We start from the raw sequence: 18794 nt of genomic DNA on the forward strand, positions 1-18794 counted from the left end.
GCCAGGCACCGTGGCGCCGGACCGGAGACCTTCCCGGCCGGGGATCCGGTGCCCCCGAGCCGGGAGCGGCGCCAGGCCGGGGCCGGGCGGGGACCGGGCGGGCGGGGCCGGGCGGGGACCGGGCGGGGCCGGACCGCCCTGGCGCGGGCCGAGGTCTCCCCGCCGGAGTCCGCTGCCGGGATGCCAACCAGGGCCGAGGTCCAGACCCGGGGTCCCCCGGCCTGGGACGGCGCCATGCCGCCGGGGCGGGCCCGGGCGGGGCGGGCCCCCGCCGGGAGTCCGCTGCCTGGGCCCGTACCTGCCCCCTACTCCGTGCCGTAGGCGGCCCACCGCTCTACGGCGAACCCATCCCCCCGCCGCCGGATCTCCAGGCCGCCCGCCCCGGCGAAGTGGGCCGGGACGACCAGTTCCCGCTCGGCGGCGGCTCGGTTCAGGACCTTGCGGCGGGTTGCCGCCGCCTGGACCGGGGCCAGGCAGAAGCAGCTGTTGTGGGAGGGCTGGAGGATCTGGACCGGGCTGTGCAGCAGATCGCCCACGAACACGGCCCGGTCCCCGCCGGAGCCGAGCCGCAGCACGGACGAGCCGGGGGTGTGGCCGGGCGCCGACTCCAGCACCAGGTTCTCGTCGATGCGGTGGGTGCCGTCCCACAGCACGGCCTGCCCGGCCCGGTGGATGGGGGCCACGCTGTCCTCGTAGATCAGCCGGTCGTCCTCCCGCAGGCCGTTCCCGTACCCGTTGCCCGGGCCGAAGTAGGCGTCGTCGGCGGCCGGGAGGAGGTACTGGGCGGCCGGGAACGTCGGTGTCCATCCGCCGTCGGCGGCGGTCGTGTTCCAGCCGACGTGGTCGGCGTGGAGGTGGGTGTTGACGACGACGTCGACGTCTCCCGGCTCGACACCCGCCTCGGCCAGTCCGCCGAGGAAGTCGCCCTGCCAGTGGTGGAACTGCGGCGACTGCGGCCGCTCCCGCCCGTTGCCCACCCCGGTGTCGACCAGGACGGTCCGCCCGCCGCTGCGCAGCACCCAGGTCTGCAGGGCGGCCACCGCCCGGTCGCCGGCCGGTTCCCAGTGGTCCGGCGCCAGCCAGTCCTCGTTCTCCTGCCACAGGTCGGCGCCGGAGCCGGGGACGAGACCCCTGGCCGGGGCGAACGGGCCCCGCCACTCGACGATCCGGATGACCTCGACGTCTCCCAGCATGAAGCTCTGCACGTTCTCACTCATGCCACCGACCCTAGAAAGGGGCCGATGAGCCGCTCAATGCCCAAGCCGCTCAGTCGAATACGCCTGCGTCTCACGACTGATGGCAGCGATACCGTACGCGGATGGACGTGGTGAGCGACGCGATCTCCGCCGTACGCATCGGGCGGCCGGCCTCGAACCGGGTGCGGGTGGGCGGACGTTGGTGCATCCGGCTCGCCCCGTACGACGGCGCGGGTTTCCATGTCGTCCTGGAGGGCGGCTGCTGGCTGCTGCCGGACTCGGGCGCGCCGGTCGCGCTGGGCGCCGGGGACGCCGTGTTGCTGCCGCACGGCACCGGACATGTGATCGCCGATTCGGCCGCCGACGCGGCGACCGTGGCGCGGGCGGTGCCCTTCGAGCGGTGGTTCGAGGAGGAGGGCGTCGGCCGGCGAGGTGGTCCGGTGGCGGCTCCGGGTGTGGGTCACGGTGAGGTGGAGGTGCTGTGCGGCAAGTACCGGCTGGACCGCAGCCGGGTGCATCCGCTCATGGCCGAGCTGCCGGAGGTCGTCCATCTGCCCAACCGGGTGGGCGGCCACCCCGAACTGCGCGCCGCCATCGACCTGCTGGGCCGTGAGTTGGGCGCGGGCCGGCCCGGGTCCTGTGTCGCGGTGCCTAGCCTGCTGGATCTCCTGCTCGTCTACATGATCCGGGCCTGGATGGAGGCGAGTACGGTCGGCGCGTGGCCGGCCGTGCTGGGCGACCCGGTGGTGGCCGCCGCGCTGCGGGCCCTGCACGCGGATCCGGCCGAGCCGTGGACGAACGACCGTCTGGCCGCCGAGGCGGGCGTCTCCCGCGCCACTCTGGCCCGCCGGTTCACGGCGCTGGTCGGCCGGCCCCCGACGGCGTACCTCACGTGGTGGCGGCTGACGTTCGCCGCGGCTCTGCTCCGCGACACCCAGGACCCGCTCGCCACGATCGCCCGCAGGGTCGGTTACGGCACTCCGTACGCCTTCTCCCACGCCTTCAGCAGGGAGTTCGGCACGACCCCCGGGCGGTACCGCGCCCAGGCCGCCGGGGAACCACCGGCCGCGTGAGGGTTGACGTCAGGGGGCGGGACGGACGATCAGGCCGGTGTCGTGGGCGAGGCGGCGGACGGCGGCGGTGAAGAACGCGTCCCGGTTCTCCACCATGCGGTTGAACTGGCCGAACACCTCGAAGGAGACCATCCCGAACAGCTGCGACCAGGCCGCGACCAGGGCGACCACCAGCGCCGGGGGCAGGTCCGGGGCGAACTCGTCGGCGAGCCGAGCGGCCTCGGGGCGCAGCTCGTCCGCGAGCGGGGGAAGCGCGACACTTCCGCGGCGATGGGCGTCCTGCGCGATCGTGATGAATGTGAGGCCTACCCGGGAGGCGGGCCCGACGGTGTCCCTCGGCGCGCTGTAGCCGGGCACGGGAGAGCCGTAGATGAGGGCGTACTCGTGGGGGTGGGCGAGCGCCCAGGCCCGTACGGCGCGGCAGACGGCGACCCAGCGGGCGGGGGCGTCGGCGCCACGGGAGGCGGCGAGGGCGGCTTCGGCGTCGGCGCCGACGGAGTCGTACGCGTCGACGATCAGGGCGGTGAGCAGGTCGTCGCGGCTCGGGAAGTAGCGGTAGAGCGCCGAGGAGACCATGCCAAGCTCCCGGGCGACGGCCCGCAGGGAGAGTTTCGCGGCGCCCTCGGCGGCGAGCTGTCTGCGCGCCTCGTCCTTGATGGCGGCGGTGACTTCGATCCGGGCGCGGGCTCGGGCTCCTTGAACGCTGGTCATGGTGATCAGTGTGCCATCGAGGGAGCAGCGCACTGAAGCGAGAGCACTGCCCGATTTTGAGAGCACTGCTCTTGTTTCGGCGTATCGATCTGTGCACACTGTCCTCAAGCGAGAGCACTGCTCACAGTTCGGAGGAACGCCATGCCGTCCCAGACCCCGCCACCGCCTCCGGCCGATGCCACGGCACACGTCATGAAGCCCGGCTGGATCACCAGGAACGTGCTGAACCGCGCGGTCGCCTGGCTGACCCGCCGGGGCATCAGCGTCTGGGGCTCCCGGGTGCTGGCCGTACGCGGGCGCAAAAGCGGCGCCTGGCGTCGTACGCCCGTCAATCTGCTGACGCTCGACGGCGTCGAGTATCTGGTCGCCCCGCGCGGTCACGTGCAGTGGACGCACAACATGCGGGCGGCGGGCGGCGGTGAGCTGCACCTCGGGAAGCGGGTGCAGCGGTTCACCGCCGTGGAGCTGCCGGACGACGAGAAGCCTGAGCTGCTCCGGGCCTACCTCAAGCGGTGGAAGGTCGAGGTCGGGGTCTTCTTCGGCGGTGTCGGCCCGGACTCCTCCGACGAGGAGCTGCGCGCCATCGCCCCCAAGCACCCGGTGTTCCGCCTCACGACGACCGCGTGAGACGACCGGCGGGGACGCGCCGCCATGCGCCGGCCTTCGGGCAGCCGGGTCGCGCGGCCGGACGGCCACTAACGCAGTACGGGCACTGCCGGCCTACGCGCGCGGCGCCCCGCGGCCGGGGCTCACGGCTGGACGGCCACCACCGCCGTACGGGCGCTACGGCCGTACGGCCACTGCCCCCGTACGCGCGCGCCCCAGGGCCGGGCCTCACGACCGGAAGGCCGCAACCGCCGTACGGGCACTGGCCTACGCGCGCGCCTCGCGGCCGGGTCGCGCGGCCGGACGGTCACTACCGCCGTACGGGTGCCACGGCCGTACGGCCACCACCGCCGTACGCGCACGGCGTCCCGCAAGCCCGACGCCCCGGGACCCGACGCCGACGTCCGGCCGACCGGCCCCGAGGCCCGCCCCGGGCCCGACCCGGCCGTGAATCACGCCTGGTCCGGCGCGCTCCGCTCGGCCCGCTGATCCGCCGGGCGCTCCGCCCGCTCGTCCGTCCGCTCGTCCCCGTGCCGATCCGTACGGGCCTCGGGCATCTGGCGGTCCAGGAGGTCCAGGGCCCGGCGCGCCAGACCGTGCGTACGTACGAGGCCGGCCAGAGTCGTCGTGCCGCGCGTGATGTCGGCGAAGGCGCGCCACACGGGACGCAGTCCGGTCACCGCCGCGTGCAGCAGGCCCGGCCGCCGCTCGAAGAGCGCCAGCATCCGCCGCCCGACCGCCATCTCCACGCCGAGCCCCGCCTTGATCGCGAAGGCGTAGTTGAGGGCCTGACGCCGGGCGTCCACGGCGTCGTGGGACTCCGCGATCCGTACCGCCCACTCCCCCGCGAGGCGCCCCGAGCGCAGCGCGAAGGAGATGCCCTCGCGCGTCCAGGGTTCGAGGAGACCGGCCGCGTCGCCGCAGACCAGCACCCTGCCCCGGGAAAGCGGCGAGTCGTCGCTGCGGCAGCGGGTGAGATGCCCCGAGGAGATGGCCGGCTCGAACCCGGCGAGGCCGAGCCGGGCGATGAAGTCCTCCATGTACCTCTTGGTCGCCGTGCCCTCGCCCCGCGCCGAGATGACCCCGACGGTGAGCGTGTCGCCCTTGGGGAAAACCCATCCGTAACTGCCGGGCATCGGGCCCCAGTCGATGAGCACACGGCCCGCCCAGTCCTCGGCGACCGAGGGCGGCACGGGGATCTCCGCCTCCAGACCGAGGTCCACCTGGTCGAGCTTGACGCCGACATGAGCTCCTATGCGGCTGGCGCTGCCGTCGGCGCCGACGACCGCCCGCGCGAGTACGGTCTCGCCGTCGGCGAGGACGACCGCGACGGTCCGCCGGTCCGGTACGGCCGTGCCATGCTGCTCGACCCGGGAGACGGTCACGCCGGTGCGCAGCTCGGCGCCCGCCTTCTGGGCCTGTTCGACGAGTCCGGCGTCGAACTCCGGCCGGTTGATGAGCCCGAACAGCATCCGCCGGGAGCGGCGGGTACGGGCGAACTTGCCGTTCATCGAGAACGTGACGGCGTGCACCCGGTCCTGGAGGGGCAGTTCGAAGCCGGGCGGCAGCGCGTCGCGGGAGGGTCCGATGATGCCGCCGCCGCAGGTCTTGTAGCGGGGCAGCTCGGCCTTCTCCAGCAGGAGGACCCGGCGTCCGGCGACGGCCGCCGCGTAGGCGGCGGAAGCTCCGGCGGGCCCGGCGCCGACCACGACCACGTCCCACACGGCCGCCGCGCGTGCCGACCCGGCCGCCTCGGCGTCCGGTTCCGTGTCCGACGCCCCGGCGCCCGACTCCCCGGAGCCCGGCGGCAGGTCGTCGCCCTCGGCGGACACGGACTCGGCCGGCTCCGACCCGAACGTGACGGGCTCGGACGGCTCCGGCTCGGACGGCACGGACTCGGCCGGCTCCGACCCGGATGCGACCGGCTCGGACGGCACGGGCTCGGACGATGCCCGACCGGGCTCCGCCGGGCCGGGCCGAGTGGTTCCGGCGTCTGCGTTCTCGCTGCTCACGATGTGCTTCTGCTCCTGATCCGACCAGTGGTCCATGCTCTTCACGGCATCCTACGGCGCGGTAGCGATCGCCCCTCTGTGGGAGGATCGCCCGTGCGTTCGCTGCCACACCACACACAGCGATCGCAGGCGTCACGCGTGGCGGCTCACCCGTCACATGGCTCGACGTCACGCACTCCGTCACTCCATAACGTCGCACCCACGAGGAGCGTGCCCATGACCGCGAATCCGATCGCCGAGACCGTCGCATCCCTGTTGCCCCGCGCCAAGGCGGAGCTCGCGGAGCTGGTGGCCTTCGAGTCGGTGGCGGACGAGGCCGTGGCCCCGCGGAGCGAGTGCGAGGCGGCGGCGAACTGGGTGGCCGACGCACTGCGCGCCGAGGACTTCCAGGACGTGGCGCTCCTCGACACCCCCGACGGCTCCCAGTCGGTGTACGGCGTACTGCCCGGCCCGGCCGGGGCCCCGACCGTCCTGCTCTACGCCCACTACGACGTCCAGCCCAAGCTGGACGAGTCGGCGTGGCTGAGCCCGCCGTTCGAGCTGACCGAGCGGGACGGCCGCTGGTACGGCCGCGGCGCCGCCGACTGCAAGGGCGGCTTCATCATGCACCTGCTGGCGCTGCGCGCCCTCAAGGCGAACGGCGGCGTGCCGGTCACGGTGAAGGTGATCGTCGAGGGCTCCGAGGAGCAGGGTACGGGCGGTCTTGAGCGGTACGCCGAGGCGCACCCCGATCTCCTCGCCGCCGACGCGATCGTGATCGGCGACACCGGTAATTTCCGGGTCGGCCTGCCGACGGTGACGGCGACGCTGCGCGGTATGACGATGATCCGGGTGCGGATCGACACCCTCGAAGGGAACCTGCACTCGGGTCAGTTCGGCGGCGCCGCGCCCGACGCGCTTGCCGCGCTCATCCGCGTCCTCGACACCCTGCGGGCCGAGGACGGCTCCACCGTCATCGACGGTCTGCCGGCGGACGCCGTGTGGGACGGAGTGCAGTACCCCGAGGGCGACTTCCGCCGCGACGCCCGTGTCCTCGACGGCGTGGGGCTGCCCGGCAACGGCACGGTCGCCGACCGTATCTGGGCCCGTCCGGCCGTGACGGTCATCGGTATCGACTGCCACCCGGTCGCCGGTGCGACCCCGTCCATCCCGGCCACGGCCCGCGCGCAGATCAGCCTGCGGGTGCCGCCCGGCCAGGACGCGGCCGAGGCGACGCGCCTGCTGTACGCGCACATCGAGAAGCGGGTGCCGTGGAACGCCCGGGTCTCCTTCGAACAGGTCGGCCAGGGCCAGCCGTTCCTGGCGGACGTCACGAGCCCGGCGTACACCTCGATGGCCGAGGCGATGGAGATCGCGTACCCGGGCCAGAAGATGCAGACGTCGGGCATGGGCGGCTCGATCCCGCTGTGCAACACGCTCGCCGCGCTCTACCCGCAGGCGGAGATCCTGCTGATCGGCCTGAGCGACCCGGAGGCCCAGATCCACGCCGTCAACGAGTCCGTGTCCCCCGAGGAGCTGGAGCGGCTCTCGGTGGCCGAGGCGCACTTCCTGGTGAACTACGCCCAGTCCAAGAAGGGTTGAGCGGCGCCGGGCGGGGAACCGGCGCGCCGCGCTGCGCGCCGGTTCCGCGCTCGGCGGAAATCGCCAGGAGCGTAGACCGCTGCGGCGGACGTCCTCGCATACGTACGTTCGCCGTATGGACTTCACCGAGGTGTGCCCTCAACTGCACATGCTCCGCTTCGCCATCGGCCAGGCCTACCTCTGGCGCGACGGCGACGAGCTGACCCTGGTCGACGCCGGGTGGACCGGCGCCGCCGACGACATCGAGCAGGCGATACGCGAGGCCGGGCTGCGGCCCGGGAACCTGCGCCGGATCGTGCTCACCCACTGCCACCGCGACCATGTCGGCTCGGCCGGGGAGCTCGCCGGCCGGTACGGCGCCCGGATCCTCGCCCACCGCCTGGACGCTCCGGTGATCCGGGGCGAGGCGCCCGTCCCGGAACCGGACCTGCTGGACTGGGAGATCCCGCTGTACGAGCACGGGCTCACCGTCCCCGAGGCCCCGCCGACCCCGGTCGACCGCGAACTGGAGGACGGTGACGTGCTCGACTTCGGGGGCGGGGCCGTGGTGGTGCACACCCCCGGCCACACGGACGGTTCGATCGGTGTCCATCTGCCACGGCATGGCGTGCTGTTCACGGGCGACACGGTCGCGGCGGTGCAGGGGGTGACGTTCGGGGTCTTCCATGTGGACCGGGAGCGGGCCAAGGCGTCGATGCGGCGGCTCGCCGCGCTCGCCCCGTCGACGGTCTGCTTCGGCCACGGCGAGCCGCTGACCGTGGACGCGGCGGCGCGGCTGGGCGAGGCGGCCGCACGGGATGCGGCCGCCACGCCGCAGCCCGGGCGCTAGACCGGGACGCCGCCTTCCAGGTTGAGGACGGTGGCGCGTTCCCGGGCCCGTAGCGCCCAGCGCAGCCGCTGGTAGCGGACCGGGGGCAGGAGTTCGGCGGCCTCCTCCTCGGTGACGAACCGCCAGCCGCGCAGTTCGGCGCCGGGCAGGAGCAGCCGCCGCGCCTCCCCGCCGGTCAGCCGGCCGCCGTCGAAGAGCAGGCGCAGGCCGCCGTAGCCGGGGGGCGTGGGCCGTTCCCAGTCGACGACCAGGAGGCGCGGGACGGTGTCGAGTTCGAGGCCGATCTCCTCGGCGACCTCCCGCATCCCGGCGCGGGCGGGCGGCTCGCCGCGCTCGACGACTCCGCCGGGGAACTCCCAGCCGGGCTTGTAGGTGGGGTCGACGAGGAGGACCCGGTCCTCCTCGTCGAAGAGGAGCACCCCGGCGGCCAGCGTCTCGCCGGTCGGCTCCGGCGTCTGCACGATCGCGCAGGCGCCCGCCTCGCCGGTGTGCACGGCCCGCGCGATGGCCTCGGCGGTGCCCGCCGGGGTGAGGGCGGAGTTGTCGACGAGATGGGCGTCGGTGGTGATCCAGCCGAGGGCCGCGCGGTACGGCTCCAGGTGGTCGTACGACCATTGCCGTACGCGTTCGTTGGCCTCGGGGTCGTCGGCGTACTCCTCGCGTCCCGCGATCCGTCCGCGCAGGATCGTTTCGTCCGGGGTCAGTGCCACATGGCAGACCTCGATGCGCCGGGCCGCGAGGCCGCCGAATATCTCGTCGCGGTACTCCTGTCGCAGCAGTGTCATCGGCACCACCAGCACCCCAGCGACCTCGGCGAGCAGCGCCGCGGCGGTGTCGACGACCATCCGGCGCCATATCGGCAGCTCCTGGACGTCGTTGACCTCCGCGAGGCGCTTGTGCGGAAGCAGGGAGCGCACCGCGGTGCCGGTGAGTTCGGGGTCGTACAAGGTGCTGTGCGGGATCAGGTCGATCAGTTCGCGCGCGGCGCTGGTCTTGCCCGCACTGAACGCACCGTTGATCCAGACGATCACAGTTCCCCCTTATCCGTAGCCCTCAGTGGCTTGCCCGCAACACCCTGCCACGGAAACCCCCGTCCGGTACCGGACGGGTCGGATCCCGATGACTCTCCGTCGCGGTTCGCACGCGCCCGGGTCGAACCGGACCAGGATGTGCAACGTCTCACTGAACGGGCCGCCGGGTCCGTTCGGCCGTAACACTCCGGGACGGAGGGACGTTGGGTCCGGCAATGACGAGGGGGTGCGCGATGCGTCGCACGGTGCTGGAGAGGTTCCCCGCGGGGGGTCCCCGCGGAAGCTGGCCGGCCGAGGAGTTCGCCCGGAAACGCCGGGACGAGGGCCAGCCGGCGGAGGTCGTGATGGATCTGGAGTCGGACGCGTTCCTGGTGGTCGTGGTCCAGCGGACACCCGACAGTCGCTGAACGGCAGCGCGTCGGCGCACCGCTGAACGGCGGCGTGCCGACGCATCGTTGCAGGGGCGGCCGGGCGGCTCAGCCGGTGAGGCTGACCGGCGCGCCGCCCGTACGGCGGGGGGACACGGCGGCGGCCGCGCCCAGCAGGCCCGCGTCGGTGCCGGTGAGCGCCGGGGCGACGGTCAGGTGCCGGACGAAGGAGAGCGTGGCGTAGTCGCGCAGCGCCCGCCGCAGCGGGTCGAACAGGACGTCGCCCGCACCGGCCACTCCCCCGCCGACCACCGCGATCTCGATCTCGACCAGGCTGGCGGTGGCCGCGATGCCGGCGGCCAGGGCCTGGGCCGCGCGGGCGAAGGAGGCGGTCGCGACGGGGTCGCCGGCCCGGGCGGCCGCGGCCACCGCCGCGGCGGTGGCGTCGCCGTCAGGCCCCGGCCGCCAGCCGTTTTCCAGGGCCCGGCGGGCGATGTTGGGGCCGCTGGCGATCCGCTCCACACAGCCGCGCCCACCGCACGGGCACGGGTCGCCGTTCAGCTCCACACAGACGTGGCCGATGTGTCCCGCGTTGCCCGTGGGGCCGGGGTGCAGGGCACCGCCGAGGACGAGGCCGCCGCCGACCCCGGTCGAGACGACCATGCACAGGGCGTTGTCGTAGCCGCGCGCGGCGCCCTGCCAGTGTTCGGCCGCCGTCATGGCGACCCCGTCGCCGACCAGGGTCACGGGCCGGCCACCGGTCGCCCGGCGGACCCGCTCGACCAGCGGATAGTCGCGCCAGCCGGGCACGTTGACCGGGCTGACCGTACCGGCACCGGCGTCCACCGGCCCGGCGCTGCCGATGCCGACGGCGCCGGCCAGCGGCCACAGGGACGAGGCGGCGAGCTCGTCGACGACCGCCTCGACCGCCCGCATCACCGTCTCGCCGTCCTCGCGGGCAGGCGTCCGGCGCTGCGCCCGTACGAGGATCCGCCCGTCGCCGTCGACCAACGCACCGGCGATCTTGGTACCACCGATGTCGAGCGCGACGACGAGGTCGGTAAGCATGGGCGCGATTCTCCAGGTGGACAGGGGCAGGGAAGGGTGCGTAGGAACAGTCTCCCTGCACCTGACAACGTTGTCCAGGCCCTATGCTCGACGGCACAGCCTCCCATGACTCCGGACGAGACGAACAGGACAGCGCACTGTGGCCGACAACGCCCGCCGCACCGACCACCGCTACGGCATCCGGCCGACGATGAAGGACGTCGCGGCCCGTGCCGGCGTGGGCCTCAAGACGGTCTCGCGGGTGGTCAACGGCGAGCCCGGGGTCACGCCGGACACCGAGCGCCGCGTCCAGGAGGCCATCGAGGCGCTGGGTTTCCGGCGTAACGACAGCGCCCGGGTGCTGCGCAAGGGCCGTACGGCTTCCATCGGGCTGGTCCTGGAGGATCTCGCCGACCCCTTCTACGGTCCGCTCAGCCGCGCCGTGGAGGAGGTGGCGCGGGCGCACGGCGCGCTGCTCATCAACGGCTCCAGCGCCGAGGACCCGGACCGGGAACAGGAGTTGGCGCTGGCTCTGTGCGCTCGTCGCGTCGACGGTCTGATCGTGATCCCGGCCGGTACCGACCACCGCTATCTGGAGCCGGAGATCAAGGCGGGCATCGCGACGGTCTTCGTGGACCGGCCGGCCGGCCGGATCGACGCCGACGTCGTCCTCTCCGACAGCTTCGGCGGGGCCCGCGAGGGCGTCGCCCACCTTGTCGCGCACGGCCACCGGCGGATCGGCTTCATCGGCGACCAGCCGCGCATCCACACCGCGACGGAGCGGCTGCGCGGCTACCACGCGGCGATGGAGGACGCCGGGCTGCCGGTGGATCCCGCGTGGATGTCGCTGGGCCCGACGGCCCCGGAGCGGGTACGGGACGCCGTCACGGCCATGGTGACGGGACCTCAGCCGGTCACCGCGCTCTTCGCGGGCAACAACCGCGTGACCGTGACGGCCGTACGGACCCTGGCCGGGCACCAACGGCCGGTCGCGCTGGTCGGCTTCGACGACATCGAGCTCGCGGACCTGCTCGGCATCACCGTCATAGCCCAGGACGCCGCCGCGCTGGGGCGGACGGCCGCGGAGCGGCTCTTCCGGCGCCTGGACGGCTTCGACGACGCCCCGGCCCGGGTGGAGCTCACGCCGGTCCTCATCGCGCGGGGCTCGGGCGAGATCCCGCCGCACGACGCGTAGGGGCGGTGCGGCCGGGTGTGCCCGGCCGCATGGCTTGCTCAGCAGACGGGCAGGCCCGGCAGGGGCGCGTCGTTGTCGCCGCCCTTGATGTAGACGAGGCTGAAGTAGACGCCCCTGTTGCCGCGGTCGTCGTCGGTCTTGGCCCACCAGACGTTGGTCCACTGGCCGTGGGTCTCGCGGCGCCCCAGGTTGGCCTGGCAGTAGAAGTAGTTGGTGCCCGCGTTGAGGATGCCCGCCTCGCCACCGTCGTGACGGTAGGTCTTGGCGGTGCGGTACACCTCGCAGTTGTACATGCCGCCGCCCTTGGGGTGGCAGACGGGGGCGGGGGCCGGTTCGCCGCCCGTACCGCCCGTCGTGATGGTGGAGCCGCCGCCGGTGGTGCCCTTGCCGCCGGTGCTGCCGCCGGTCGTGGTCGAGCCGCCGTCGGCGCCCCGGGAGCCCGCCGAACCGCCCGTGCCCTGGTCGCCGGGGTCCTTCCCGGGCGCCGGGGGCTGCGGGGAGACCGGCGGCGGCTTCTTGGGCGCGGCCTTGGAGGGTGTCCCGCTGGGGGTGCCGGCCGGGGCGGAGGCGGCGCCGGACGGGTCCATGGCGTGGCCGGGGTCCGCCTCGGGGCTGCGCACCTCTCCCCCGGCGAGCTGCTCCCGCCCGCCGGAGGCGTCGCCGCCCCGGTCCATGAGGCCGTACGTGACACCGCCTCCGACGAGCAGCACTGCGGCCACGCTCGCGGCGACCAGCGCCGTCGTACGGCTCTTGCGAGGCGCCGGGCCGGACGGGGCGGGCGGCGCCGGTACCGGTGCCTGCGACGGCGGAGGCGTGGCCGGGCCGAACCCCTGGGGCTGGTGCGGGGCGACGTTGAGCTCCGTCGCCACGCGCGCGGGGGCGGGCGCGACGGGCGGCGCCTGGGCCCCGGGGAGCTGGTCGACGGGCTGCTGGGCTACGGCGGCGAGCATCTGGGCCGCCGTACGGGCGTCGGGGCGCTGGGCGGGGTCCTTGTGCATCAGCTGCTGGAGCACGGGCCCGAGGGCACCGGCCCTGTGGGGCTCCGGCAGCGGCTCCACGACGATCGCGGTGAGCGTCGACCAGGTCGACGTACGACGGAAGGGTGAGGCGCCCTCCACGGCCGCGTACAGCGTCGCGCCGAGCGCCCATACGTCGGATGCCGGACCGGGGTCCTGGCCCTGGGCGCGCTCGGGTGCCAGGTAGTCGAGCGAGCCGACGATCTCGCCACTGCGGGTCAGGTGGGTGGTGGAGCCGTCGCCCGGGTCCTCCATGGCGGCGATGCCGAAGTCGGTGAGGACGACCCGGCCGGTGCGGTCGAGCAGGATGTTGCCCGGTTTGACGTCCCGGTGGAGCACTCCGACGTCGTGGGCGGCGGCGAGCGCCTCCAGCACCCGGGCGCCGATCCCGGCGGCCTCACGCGGGTCCAGGACGCCGCGCTCGCCCAGCACGCCGTCGAGCGAGGGGCCGTCGACGAGCTCCATGACGATGATGGGGCGGCCGTCGTGCTCGGTCACGTCGTGGACGGCGACCACTCCGGGATGGCGGACGCGGGCGGCGGCCCGCGCTTCCCGCTGCATCCTCAGGCGCAGATCGGCCAGTTCCGGCGCGGCCGCGTCGGTGTACGTCCGCAGTTCCTTGACGGCAACCTCACGGCCGAGCACCTCGTCGACGGCGCGCCAGACGACGCCCATGCCCCCGCGCCCCAGCTGGCGCACGATCCGGTAGCGGCCGGCCAGCCGCTCGTTCTCCCCCGATGACACCGCTGCCCCGTTCCCTGTGGCGTTGTGTGATGAACGCGTACAGGGTACGGGGCGGCGATGACAGCACCGGTGGCGCGGGGGTTACTGGGCGTTCGCGGTGAGGTCGCCGCGGCGCGGGGAGGCGAAGCGGTCGAGGTCGGCGCGGGTCAGGCCGGTCAGGGCGGCCACCTCGGCGGTGTCGAGGGCTCCGCAGTCGATGCCGCGCAGCAGGTAGGAGCTGAGCGCCTTGGCGGTGGCCGGCTCGTCCATGACGTCGCCGCCGGCCTGGTTGGCGTAGGCGGACAGGCGCTTGGCGGCGGTCTCGAAGCCTTCGCGGTAGAAGGCGAAGACGGCGGCGTAGCGGGTGGGGATGTGCCCGGGGTGCATGTCCCAGCCCTGGTAGTAGGCGCGGGCCAGGGCGCGGCGGGTGAGACCGTAGTGCAGGCGCCAGGCCTCGTGGACGTGCTCGGTGGAGCCGACGGGCAGGACGTTGGTGGAGCCGTCGGAGACCCGTACGCCGGTGCCGGCTGCGGCGACCTGCATGATCGCCTTGGCGTGGTCGGCGGCGGGGTGGTCGCTGGCCTGGTAGGCGGCGGAGACACCGAGGCAGGCGCTGTAGTCGAAGGTGCCGTAGTGCAGGCCGGTGGCGCGGCCCTCGGCGGCGTCGATCATGCGGGCGACGGCGGCGGTGCCGTCGGCGGCCAGGATGGACTGGCTGGTCTCGATCTGGATCTCGAAGCCGAGGCGGCCGGCGTCGAGGCCGTGGGCCTTCTCGAAGGCTTCGAGGAGGCGGACGAAGGCGGAGACCTGCTCGGGGTAGGTGACCTTGGGGAGGGTGAGGACGAGGCCGTCGGGCAGGCCGCCGTGCTCCATGAGGCCGGTGAGGAAGATGTCGGTGGTGCGGATGCCCCGGTCGCGGACGGCGGCCTCCATGCACTTCATCCGGATGCCCATGTAGGGGGCGGCGGTCCCGGAGGCGTACGCCTCGGAGATGATCCGCGCCGCGCGGGCGGCGTGGGTGTCCTCGTCCTGGCCGCCGTAGCCGTCCTCGAAGTCGACCCGGAGGTCCTCGATCGGCTCGCGCTCCAGCTTGGCCCGTACGCGCGCGTGGATGTCCTCGGCGAGGGCGTCGGGAAGGCCGAGGACGGCGCCGAAGGAGGCGGCGTCGGGGGCGTGCTCGTCGAGGGCGGCGAGGGCCTGGTCGCCCCAGGAGCGGATGGTGCCGGCGTCGAAGACGTCACCGGGGACGTAGACGGTGTGGACGGGCTGGCGGGTGCCGGGGTCGCCGGGGTAGCGGCGGGCGAGTTCGGCGTCCACGGTTTCGAGGGAGGCGCTGATGGCCTCGCTGACGCCACCCGCGAGGCTCGTTGCCACCTTCTCCTGCTGACCCATTCCCACACCCTTCTCTTTTCCGCTTCACGGAATCAACAATCCGTATAGCGAAGTTAGTAGTCCGCCGGGACCTGAGTCAATGGTTGTCCGAAACGACCGGGGGCCGCCCGGTGAAAGATCACCGCGCGGCCCCCGGGCCGGACGAAGCAGCAGGTCAGCCCTTGCGGGACTGGATCTCCTGGGTCAGCTGCGGAACGACGTCGAAGAGGTCGCCGACGATGCCGTAGTCGACCAGCTCGAAGATCGGGGCCTCGGCGTCCTTGTTGATCGCCACGATCGTCTTCGAGGTCTGCATACCCGCGCGGTGCTGGATCGCACCGGAGATGCCGGAGGCGATGTACAGCTGCGGCGAGACCGACTTGCCGGTCTGGCCGACCTGGTTGGAGTGCGGGTACCAGCCGGCGTCGACGGCGGCACGCGAGGCACCGACGGCCGCGCCGAGGGAGTCGGCGAGCGCCTCGATGATCGAGAAGTTCTCGGCGCCGTTGACGCCACGGCCGCCGGAGACCACGATCGCGGCCTCGGTCAGCTCGGGGCGGCCGGTCGACTCACGCGGGGTGCGGGCGACGACCTTGGTGCCGGTGGCCAGCTCGCCGAAGGAGACCGACAGGGCCTCGACGGTGCCCGCGGCCGGGGCGGCCTCGACGGCGGCCGAGTTCGGCTTGACCGTGATGACCGGGGTGCCCTTGGAGACACGGGACTTGGTGGTGAAGGAGGCGGCGAACGCGGACTGCGTCGCGACCGGACCCTCGTCGCCGGCCTCGAGGTCGACGGCGTCGGTGATGATGCCGGAGCCGATACGGACCGCGAGGCGGGCCGCGATCTCCTTGCCCTCGGCGGAGGACGGGACGAGCACGGCGGCCGGCGAGACAGCCTCGTACGCGGCCTGCAGCGCGTCGACCTTCGGGACGACGAGGTAGTCGGCGAACTCGGGCGCGTCGGCCGTGAGGACCTTGACCGCGCCGTGCTCGGCGAGGGCCGGGGCGGTCGCCTCGGCACCGGCGCCGAGGGCGACGGCGACGGGCTCGCCGATGCGGCGGGCCAGGGTCAGCAGCTCCAGGGTGGGCTTGCGGACGGCGCCGTCCACGTGGTCGACGTAGACGAGAACTTCAGCCATGGGACTTCAATCTCCTGCGAACGAAGAATCTGGGGGCGGTCGGTGGCTCTGCGCGAGCCTGAGCCGGCACCGGGGCGGCGCGCCCCGGAGGAGCGGCTAGATGAACTTCTGGCTCGCGAGGAACTCGGCCAGCTGCTTGCCGCCCTCGCCCTCGTCCTTGACGATCGTGCCCGCGGTGCGCGCCGGACGCTCGGCGGCCGAGTCGACCTTGGTCCAGGAGCCCTCGAGGCCGACCTCGTCGGCGTCGATCTCCAGGTCCGACAGGTCCAGGGACTCCACCGGCTTCTTCTTGGCGGCCATGATGCCCTTGAAGGACGGGTAGCGGGCCTCGCCCGACTGGTCCGTCACGGACACGACGGCCGGCAGGGACGCCTCCAGCTGCTCGGACGCGGAGTCGCCGTCGCGGCGGCCGGTGACCTTGCCGTCCTCGACCTTGACCTCGGAGAGCAGGGTGACCTGCGGGACGCCCAGGCGCTCGGCCAGGATCGCCGGGAGGACACCCATGGTGCCGTCCGTCGAGGCCATGCCGCAGATGACGACGTCGTAGCCGGTCTTCTCGATCGCCTTGGCGAGCACCAGCGAGGTGCCCATGACGTCGCTGCCGTGCAGGTCGTCGTCCTCGACGTGGACGGCCTTGTCGGCGCCCATCGACAGCGCCTTGCGCAGCGCGTCCTTGGCGTCCTCGGGACCGACGGTGACGACGGTGATCTCGGCGTCGTCAGCGTCCTCGGCGATCTGGAGCGCCTGCTCGACCGCGTACTCGTCGAGCTCCGACAGCAGGCCGTCGACGTCGTCCCGGTCGACGGTCAGGTCGTCGGCGAAGTGTCGGTCGCCGGTCGCGTCGGGCACGTACTTAACAGCTACTACGATCCTCAAGCTCACGCCGGCTCTCCTACTGCATCGTCATTACTGGGCTGCCTTGTTGCACGCAGCATAGGCGCCTGAAGGGACGGTTTCCGTTCGGGGCGGCTGACGCCCCTCACGAAATGTTACTCGTCAGTACATCCAATACGTTCCCAGTAAGCAAGCGCTCGGTACTGTGACCTTGCCAACGCTCCGTAACCGGAGATTTTCAGTCCCGCAGAGCGTTGAAGCGCCCTTGGTGGTAGAGGAGCGGGCGGCCCTGGCCGGTGGGGTCACCGGCGACCGCCTGCGCGACCACGATGCGGTGGTCACCGGCGGGTACGCGGGCGACGACCCGGCACACCATCCAGGCGAGGACGCCGTCGAGGACGGGCACGCCCTCGGGGCCCGGGCGCCAGCTGGTGGGGGCCGCGAAGCGGTCGGCGCCGCTGCGGGCGAAGGTGGCGGCCAGCTCGCTCTGGTGCTCGCCGAGTATGTGCACACCGATGTACTCGGCCTCGGCGACCACGGGCCAGCTCGACGAGCCGGTGCCCACCCCGAAGGAGACCAGCGGCGGCTCGGCCGCGACGGAGTTCAGCGAGGTGGCGGTGAAGCCGACGGGACGCTCCCCCTGGGCGGTGATGACCGCGACACCCGCCGCGTGCCGCCGGAAGACGGAGCGGAGCAGGTCGGAGGGGGCAAAGGCGGGTTCGGTGGTGGCCGGGCGCGGGATGCGGAGCTCGGGTGAGACCGTCATGGGGTTTCCTTCTGCGGGGGATGCGTGCGGGTCCGTGGCTGCTCAGTCACCCGGACAGCGCGCACTCGCGTTGCGGGCCAGATCCACATGGGCCCGCCCGTAAAGAAGGAGTTCCTGGGGCACGGCGCCAGCGTGGCGATGGTTGGCAGGTGCAGTCAAGTGCGAACCGGGGTGTGGGAGATGGATCACGAGGGTCTGACCGCCCTTCCCAGAGCCGCGATGACATCGGCCTTGCGGGGCTGCCCGGCCGCTCTGCGGACGATCCGGCCCGCGCTGTCGAGGACGAGCACGGTGGGGGTCTTGACGATGCCGAGGTCACGGACGAGCCCGAGGTGCTCCTCCGCGTCGATTTCCACATGCCCTACGCCGTCGATCATGCTCGCGACCTCCGCCAGGGTCCGCCGGGTGGCTCGGCAAGGCTGGCAGAAGGCGCTCGAGAACTGGACGAGCGTCGCGCGCTCTCCCAGCCGGGCGCCGCCCAGCTCGTCGGCGCCCAGACGCCGCGCGCCCTCGCGCTCCCCTGTCACCACCGTGTGCCTCCCGTACCTGTCCGTCACTTCCACGCCCTGTGCAGCGTCGCACGGGGTCCTGCGGATTCCCGCTCCCGCCATGTCCGTTACGACCCTGGCAGGTCGCCTACCCGCGCCGACCGGCTTGTTTCCGCCGGTCGCACGTGACGAGAATCTCTCCGGAATCTCCCCGCCGAAAAGCGTCAGGACTGGCCAGCGCGGCGCACATGGGGCACGATCGGCCCCAATGCCGAAAACCTACGGCTGCGTAACTTCCGCCGGGAGAACCTCCCCAGGCACACACGAAGGGTCTCTCCCAAGATGGCAGAGCTTGTCTATCGGCCGGTCATCGGCGCCGCACTCGGGATGTTCAAGGCGCTGGACCTGAAGATCGACACTCAGGGTTCGGAGCACATCCCGCGGCAGGGCGGCGCGGTGCTGGTCTGCAACCACATCAGCTATCTGGACTTCATCTTCGCGGGCCTGGCGGCGCTGCCGCAGAAGCGGCTGGTGCGGTTCATGGCGAAGGACGCGGTCTTCCGCCACAAAATCTCCGGCCCGCTGATGCGCGGCATGAAGCACATCCCGGTGGACCGCAAGCAGGGTGAGGCGTCGTACCAGCACGCCCTGGACTCCCTGCGGTCAGGGGAGATCGTCGGGATCTTCCCCGAGGCCACGATCTCGCAGTCCTTCACGCTCAAGAGCTTCAAGTCGGGCGCGGCGCGCCTGGCCCAGGAGGCGGGCGTCCCGCTGATCCCGATGGCGCTGTGGGGCACGCAGCGGATCTG

Annotated in this window: 17 protein-coding genes and 1 pseudogene; 7 read left to right on the plus strand and 11 right to left on the minus strand. The window is 73.0% G+C overall.

Annotation, left to right across the window (positions count from 1 at the left end; all coding sequences use genetic code 11):
* Positions 1–305 precede the first annotated feature (305 nt).
* The gene (locus tag IEZ01_RS30245) at positions 306–1217 is read right to left on the minus strand and encodes an MBL fold metallo-hydrolase (RefSeq protein WP_189204907.1); all 912 of its coding nucleotides are present in this window, start codon (positions 1215–1217) and stop codon (positions 306–308) included.
* Between the two features lie 101 nt (positions 1218–1318).
* Here IEZ01_RS30245 and IEZ01_RS30250 point away from each other — a divergent pair, with 101 nt between their 5' ends.
* Complete coding sequence (locus IEZ01_RS30250; protein WP_189204909.1) at positions 1319–2269, plus strand: AraC family transcriptional regulator; 951 nt, start codon at positions 1319–1321, stop codon at positions 2267–2269.
* Positions 2270–2278: 9 nt separating this feature from the next.
* On the opposite strand, the gene IEZ01_RS30255 is transcribed toward IEZ01_RS30250, so the two are convergent.
* Positions 2279–2980, minus strand: coding sequence for a TetR/AcrR family transcriptional regulator (locus IEZ01_RS30255; RefSeq protein WP_019884300.1), 702 nt, complete (start codon positions 2978–2980; stop codon positions 2279–2281).
* A 141-nt stretch (positions 2981–3121) separates the two neighbouring features.
* Between IEZ01_RS30255 and IEZ01_RS30260 the strand changes: the two genes are divergently transcribed.
* Positions 3122–3607: a nitroreductase family deazaflavin-dependent oxidoreductase gene (locus IEZ01_RS30260; protein ID WP_019884301.1), complete on the plus strand. Its 486-nt coding sequence runs from the start codon at positions 3122–3124 to the stop codon at positions 3605–3607.
* A gap of 431 nt (positions 3608–4038) precedes the next feature.
* Here IEZ01_RS30260 and IEZ01_RS30265 read toward each other — a convergent pair whose 3' ends face one another.
* Positions 4039–5310, minus strand: coding sequence for a geranylgeranyl reductase family protein (locus IEZ01_RS30265; RefSeq protein WP_373287684.1), 1272 nt, complete (start codon positions 5308–5310; stop codon positions 4039–4041).
* Positions 5311–5814: 504 nt separating this feature from the next.
* Between IEZ01_RS30265 and IEZ01_RS30270 the strand changes: the two genes are divergently transcribed.
* Together IEZ01_RS30270 and IEZ01_RS30275 are read left to right on the plus strand one after the other, a co-directional pair.
* Positions 5815–7179, plus strand: a complete 1365-nt coding sequence (locus IEZ01_RS30270) for a dipeptidase (RefSeq protein WP_019884303.1) — start codon at positions 5815–5817, stop codon at positions 7177–7179.
* A gap of 115 nt (positions 7180–7294) precedes the next feature.
* Positions 7295–8008, plus strand: coding sequence for an MBL fold metallo-hydrolase (locus IEZ01_RS30275; protein WP_019884304.1), 714 nt, complete (start codon positions 7295–7297; stop codon positions 8006–8008).
* Here the strand turns inward: IEZ01_RS30275 and IEZ01_RS30280 are convergent.
* Positions 8005–9039, minus strand: a complete 1035-nt coding sequence (locus IEZ01_RS30280; RefSeq protein ID WP_019884305.1) for an NUDIX hydrolase — start codon at positions 9037–9039, stop codon at positions 8005–8007. The genes IEZ01_RS30275 and IEZ01_RS30280 overlap by 4 nt on opposite strands.
* Before the next feature lie 233 nt (positions 9040–9272).
* On the opposite strand from IEZ01_RS30280, the gene IEZ01_RS30285 reads away from it, so the two are divergent.
* The gene (locus tag IEZ01_RS30285; protein WP_106959908.1) at positions 9273–9446 is read left to right on the plus strand and encodes a DUF8839 family protein; all 174 of its coding nucleotides are present in this window, start codon (positions 9273–9275) and stop codon (positions 9444–9446) included.
* 69 nt (positions 9447–9515) lie between these two features.
* Here IEZ01_RS30285 and IEZ01_RS30290 read toward each other — a convergent pair whose 3' ends face one another.
* Positions 9516–10475 carry an ROK family protein gene (locus tag IEZ01_RS30290; RefSeq protein ID WP_019884307.1) on the minus strand — a complete coding sequence of 320 codons (960 nt, stop codon included), beginning with the start codon at positions 10473–10475 and terminating at the stop codon, positions 9516–9518.
* A 190-nt stretch (positions 10476–10665) separates the two neighbouring features.
* Here IEZ01_RS30290 and IEZ01_RS30295 point away from each other — a divergent pair, with 190 nt between their 5' ends.
* On the plus strand, positions 10666–11649 hold the full coding sequence (locus IEZ01_RS30295; RefSeq protein WP_189204932.1) for a LacI family DNA-binding transcriptional regulator: 984 nt from the start codon (positions 10666–10668) through the stop codon (positions 11647–11649).
* Between the two features lie 38 nt (positions 11650–11687).
* Here the strand turns inward: IEZ01_RS30295 and IEZ01_RS30300 are convergent, their stop codons facing one another.
* From IEZ01_RS30300 to IEZ01_RS30325, 6 genes are all read right to left on the minus strand, one after another.
* On the minus strand, positions 11688–13409 hold the full coding sequence (locus tag IEZ01_RS30300) for a serine/threonine-protein kinase (protein WP_189204910.1): 1722 nt from the start codon (positions 13407–13409) through the stop codon (positions 11688–11690).
* Between the two features lie 81 nt (positions 13410–13490).
* Positions 13491–14780, minus strand: a complete 1290-nt coding sequence (locus tag IEZ01_RS30305; protein ID WP_189204912.1) for a DUF6986 family protein — start codon at positions 14778–14780, stop codon at positions 13491–13493.
* Positions 14781–14934: 154 nt separating this feature from the next.
* Positions 14935–15897, minus strand: coding sequence for an electron transfer flavoprotein subunit alpha/FixB family protein (locus IEZ01_RS30310; protein ID WP_019884313.1), 963 nt, complete (start codon positions 15895–15897; stop codon positions 14935–14937).
* A gap of 96 nt (positions 15898–15993) precedes the next feature.
* Positions 15994–16779, minus strand: coding sequence for an electron transfer flavoprotein subunit beta/FixA family protein (locus tag IEZ01_RS30315; RefSeq protein ID WP_028797240.1), 786 nt, complete (start codon positions 16777–16779; stop codon positions 15994–15996).
* Between the two features lie 190 nt (positions 16780–16969).
* Positions 16970–17497: a flavin reductase family protein gene (locus IEZ01_RS30320; RefSeq protein WP_019884315.1), complete on the minus strand. Its 528-nt coding sequence runs from the start codon at positions 17495–17497 to the stop codon at positions 16970–16972.
* Positions 17498–17682: 185 nt separating this feature from the next.
* A complete protein-coding gene (locus IEZ01_RS30325; RefSeq protein ID WP_078513230.1) occupies positions 17683–18108 on the minus strand; it encodes a TlpA family protein disulfide reductase in 426 nt (141 codons plus the stop codon).
* Between the two features lie 219 nt (positions 18109–18327).
* Between IEZ01_RS30325 and IEZ01_RS35350 the strand changes: the two are divergent.
* Positions 18328–18794 (plus strand): annotated as a pseudogene (locus IEZ01_RS35350) (lysophospholipid acyltransferase family protein); the annotation flags it as partial.

It is taken from the genome of Streptomyces purpureus (assembly GCF_014648195.1).
Taxonomy (GTDB): domain Bacteria; phylum Actinomycetota; class Actinomycetes; order Streptomycetales; family Streptomycetaceae; genus Streptomyces; species Streptomyces purpureus.

What these genes read in the sequence shown, in the direction of transcription:
- IEZ01_RS30260 (WP_019884301.1), top strand. Translation starts at nt 3,122, where the DNA reads ATGCCGTCCCAGACCCCGCCACCGCCTCCGGCCGATGCCACGGCACAC.
- IEZ01_RS30325 (WP_078513230.1), bottom strand. Translation starts at nt 18,108, where the DNA reads ATGGCGGGAGCGGGAATCCGCAGGACCCCGTGCGACGCTGCACAGGGC.
- IEZ01_RS30295 (WP_189204932.1), top strand. Translation starts at nt 10,666, where the DNA reads ATGAAGGACGTCGCGGCCCGTGCCGGCGTGGGCCTCAAGACGGTCTCG.
- IEZ01_RS30275 (WP_019884304.1), top strand. Translation starts at nt 7,295, where the DNA reads ATGGACTTCACCGAGGTGTGCCCTCAACTGCACATGCTCCGCTTCGCC.
- IEZ01_RS30250 (WP_189204909.1), top strand. Translation starts at nt 1,319, where the DNA reads ATGGACGTGGTGAGCGACGCGATCTCCGCCGTACGCATCGGGCGGCCG.
- IEZ01_RS30255 (WP_019884300.1), bottom strand. Translation starts at nt 2,980, where the DNA reads ATGACCAGCGTTCAAGGAGCCCGAGCCCGCGCCCGGATCGAAGTCACC.
- IEZ01_RS30310 (WP_019884313.1), bottom strand. Translation starts at nt 15,897, where the DNA reads ATGGCTGAAGTTCTCGTCTACGTCGACCACGTGGACGGCGCCGTCCGC.
- IEZ01_RS30245 (WP_189204907.1), bottom strand. Translation starts at nt 1,217, where the DNA reads ATGAGTGAGAACGTGCAGAGCTTCATGCTGGGAGACGTCGAGGTCATC.
- IEZ01_RS30305 (WP_189204912.1), bottom strand. Translation starts at nt 14,780, where the DNA reads ATGGGTCAGCAGGAGAAGGTGGCAACGAGCCTCGCGGGTGGCGTCAGC.
- IEZ01_RS30320 (WP_019884315.1), bottom strand. Translation starts at nt 17,497, where the DNA reads ATGACGGTCTCACCCGAGCTCCGCATCCCGCGCCCGGCCACCACCGAA.
- IEZ01_RS30270 (WP_019884303.1), top strand. Translation starts at nt 5,815, where the DNA reads ATGACCGCGAATCCGATCGCCGAGACCGTCGCATCCCTGTTGCCCCGC.
- IEZ01_RS30290 (WP_019884307.1), bottom strand. Translation starts at nt 10,475, where the DNA reads ATGCTTACCGACCTCGTCGTCGCGCTCGACATCGGTGGTACCAAGATC.
- IEZ01_RS30285 (WP_106959908.1), top strand. Translation starts at nt 9,273, where the DNA reads ATGCGTCGCACGGTGCTGGAGAGGTTCCCCGCGGGGGGTCCCCGCGGA.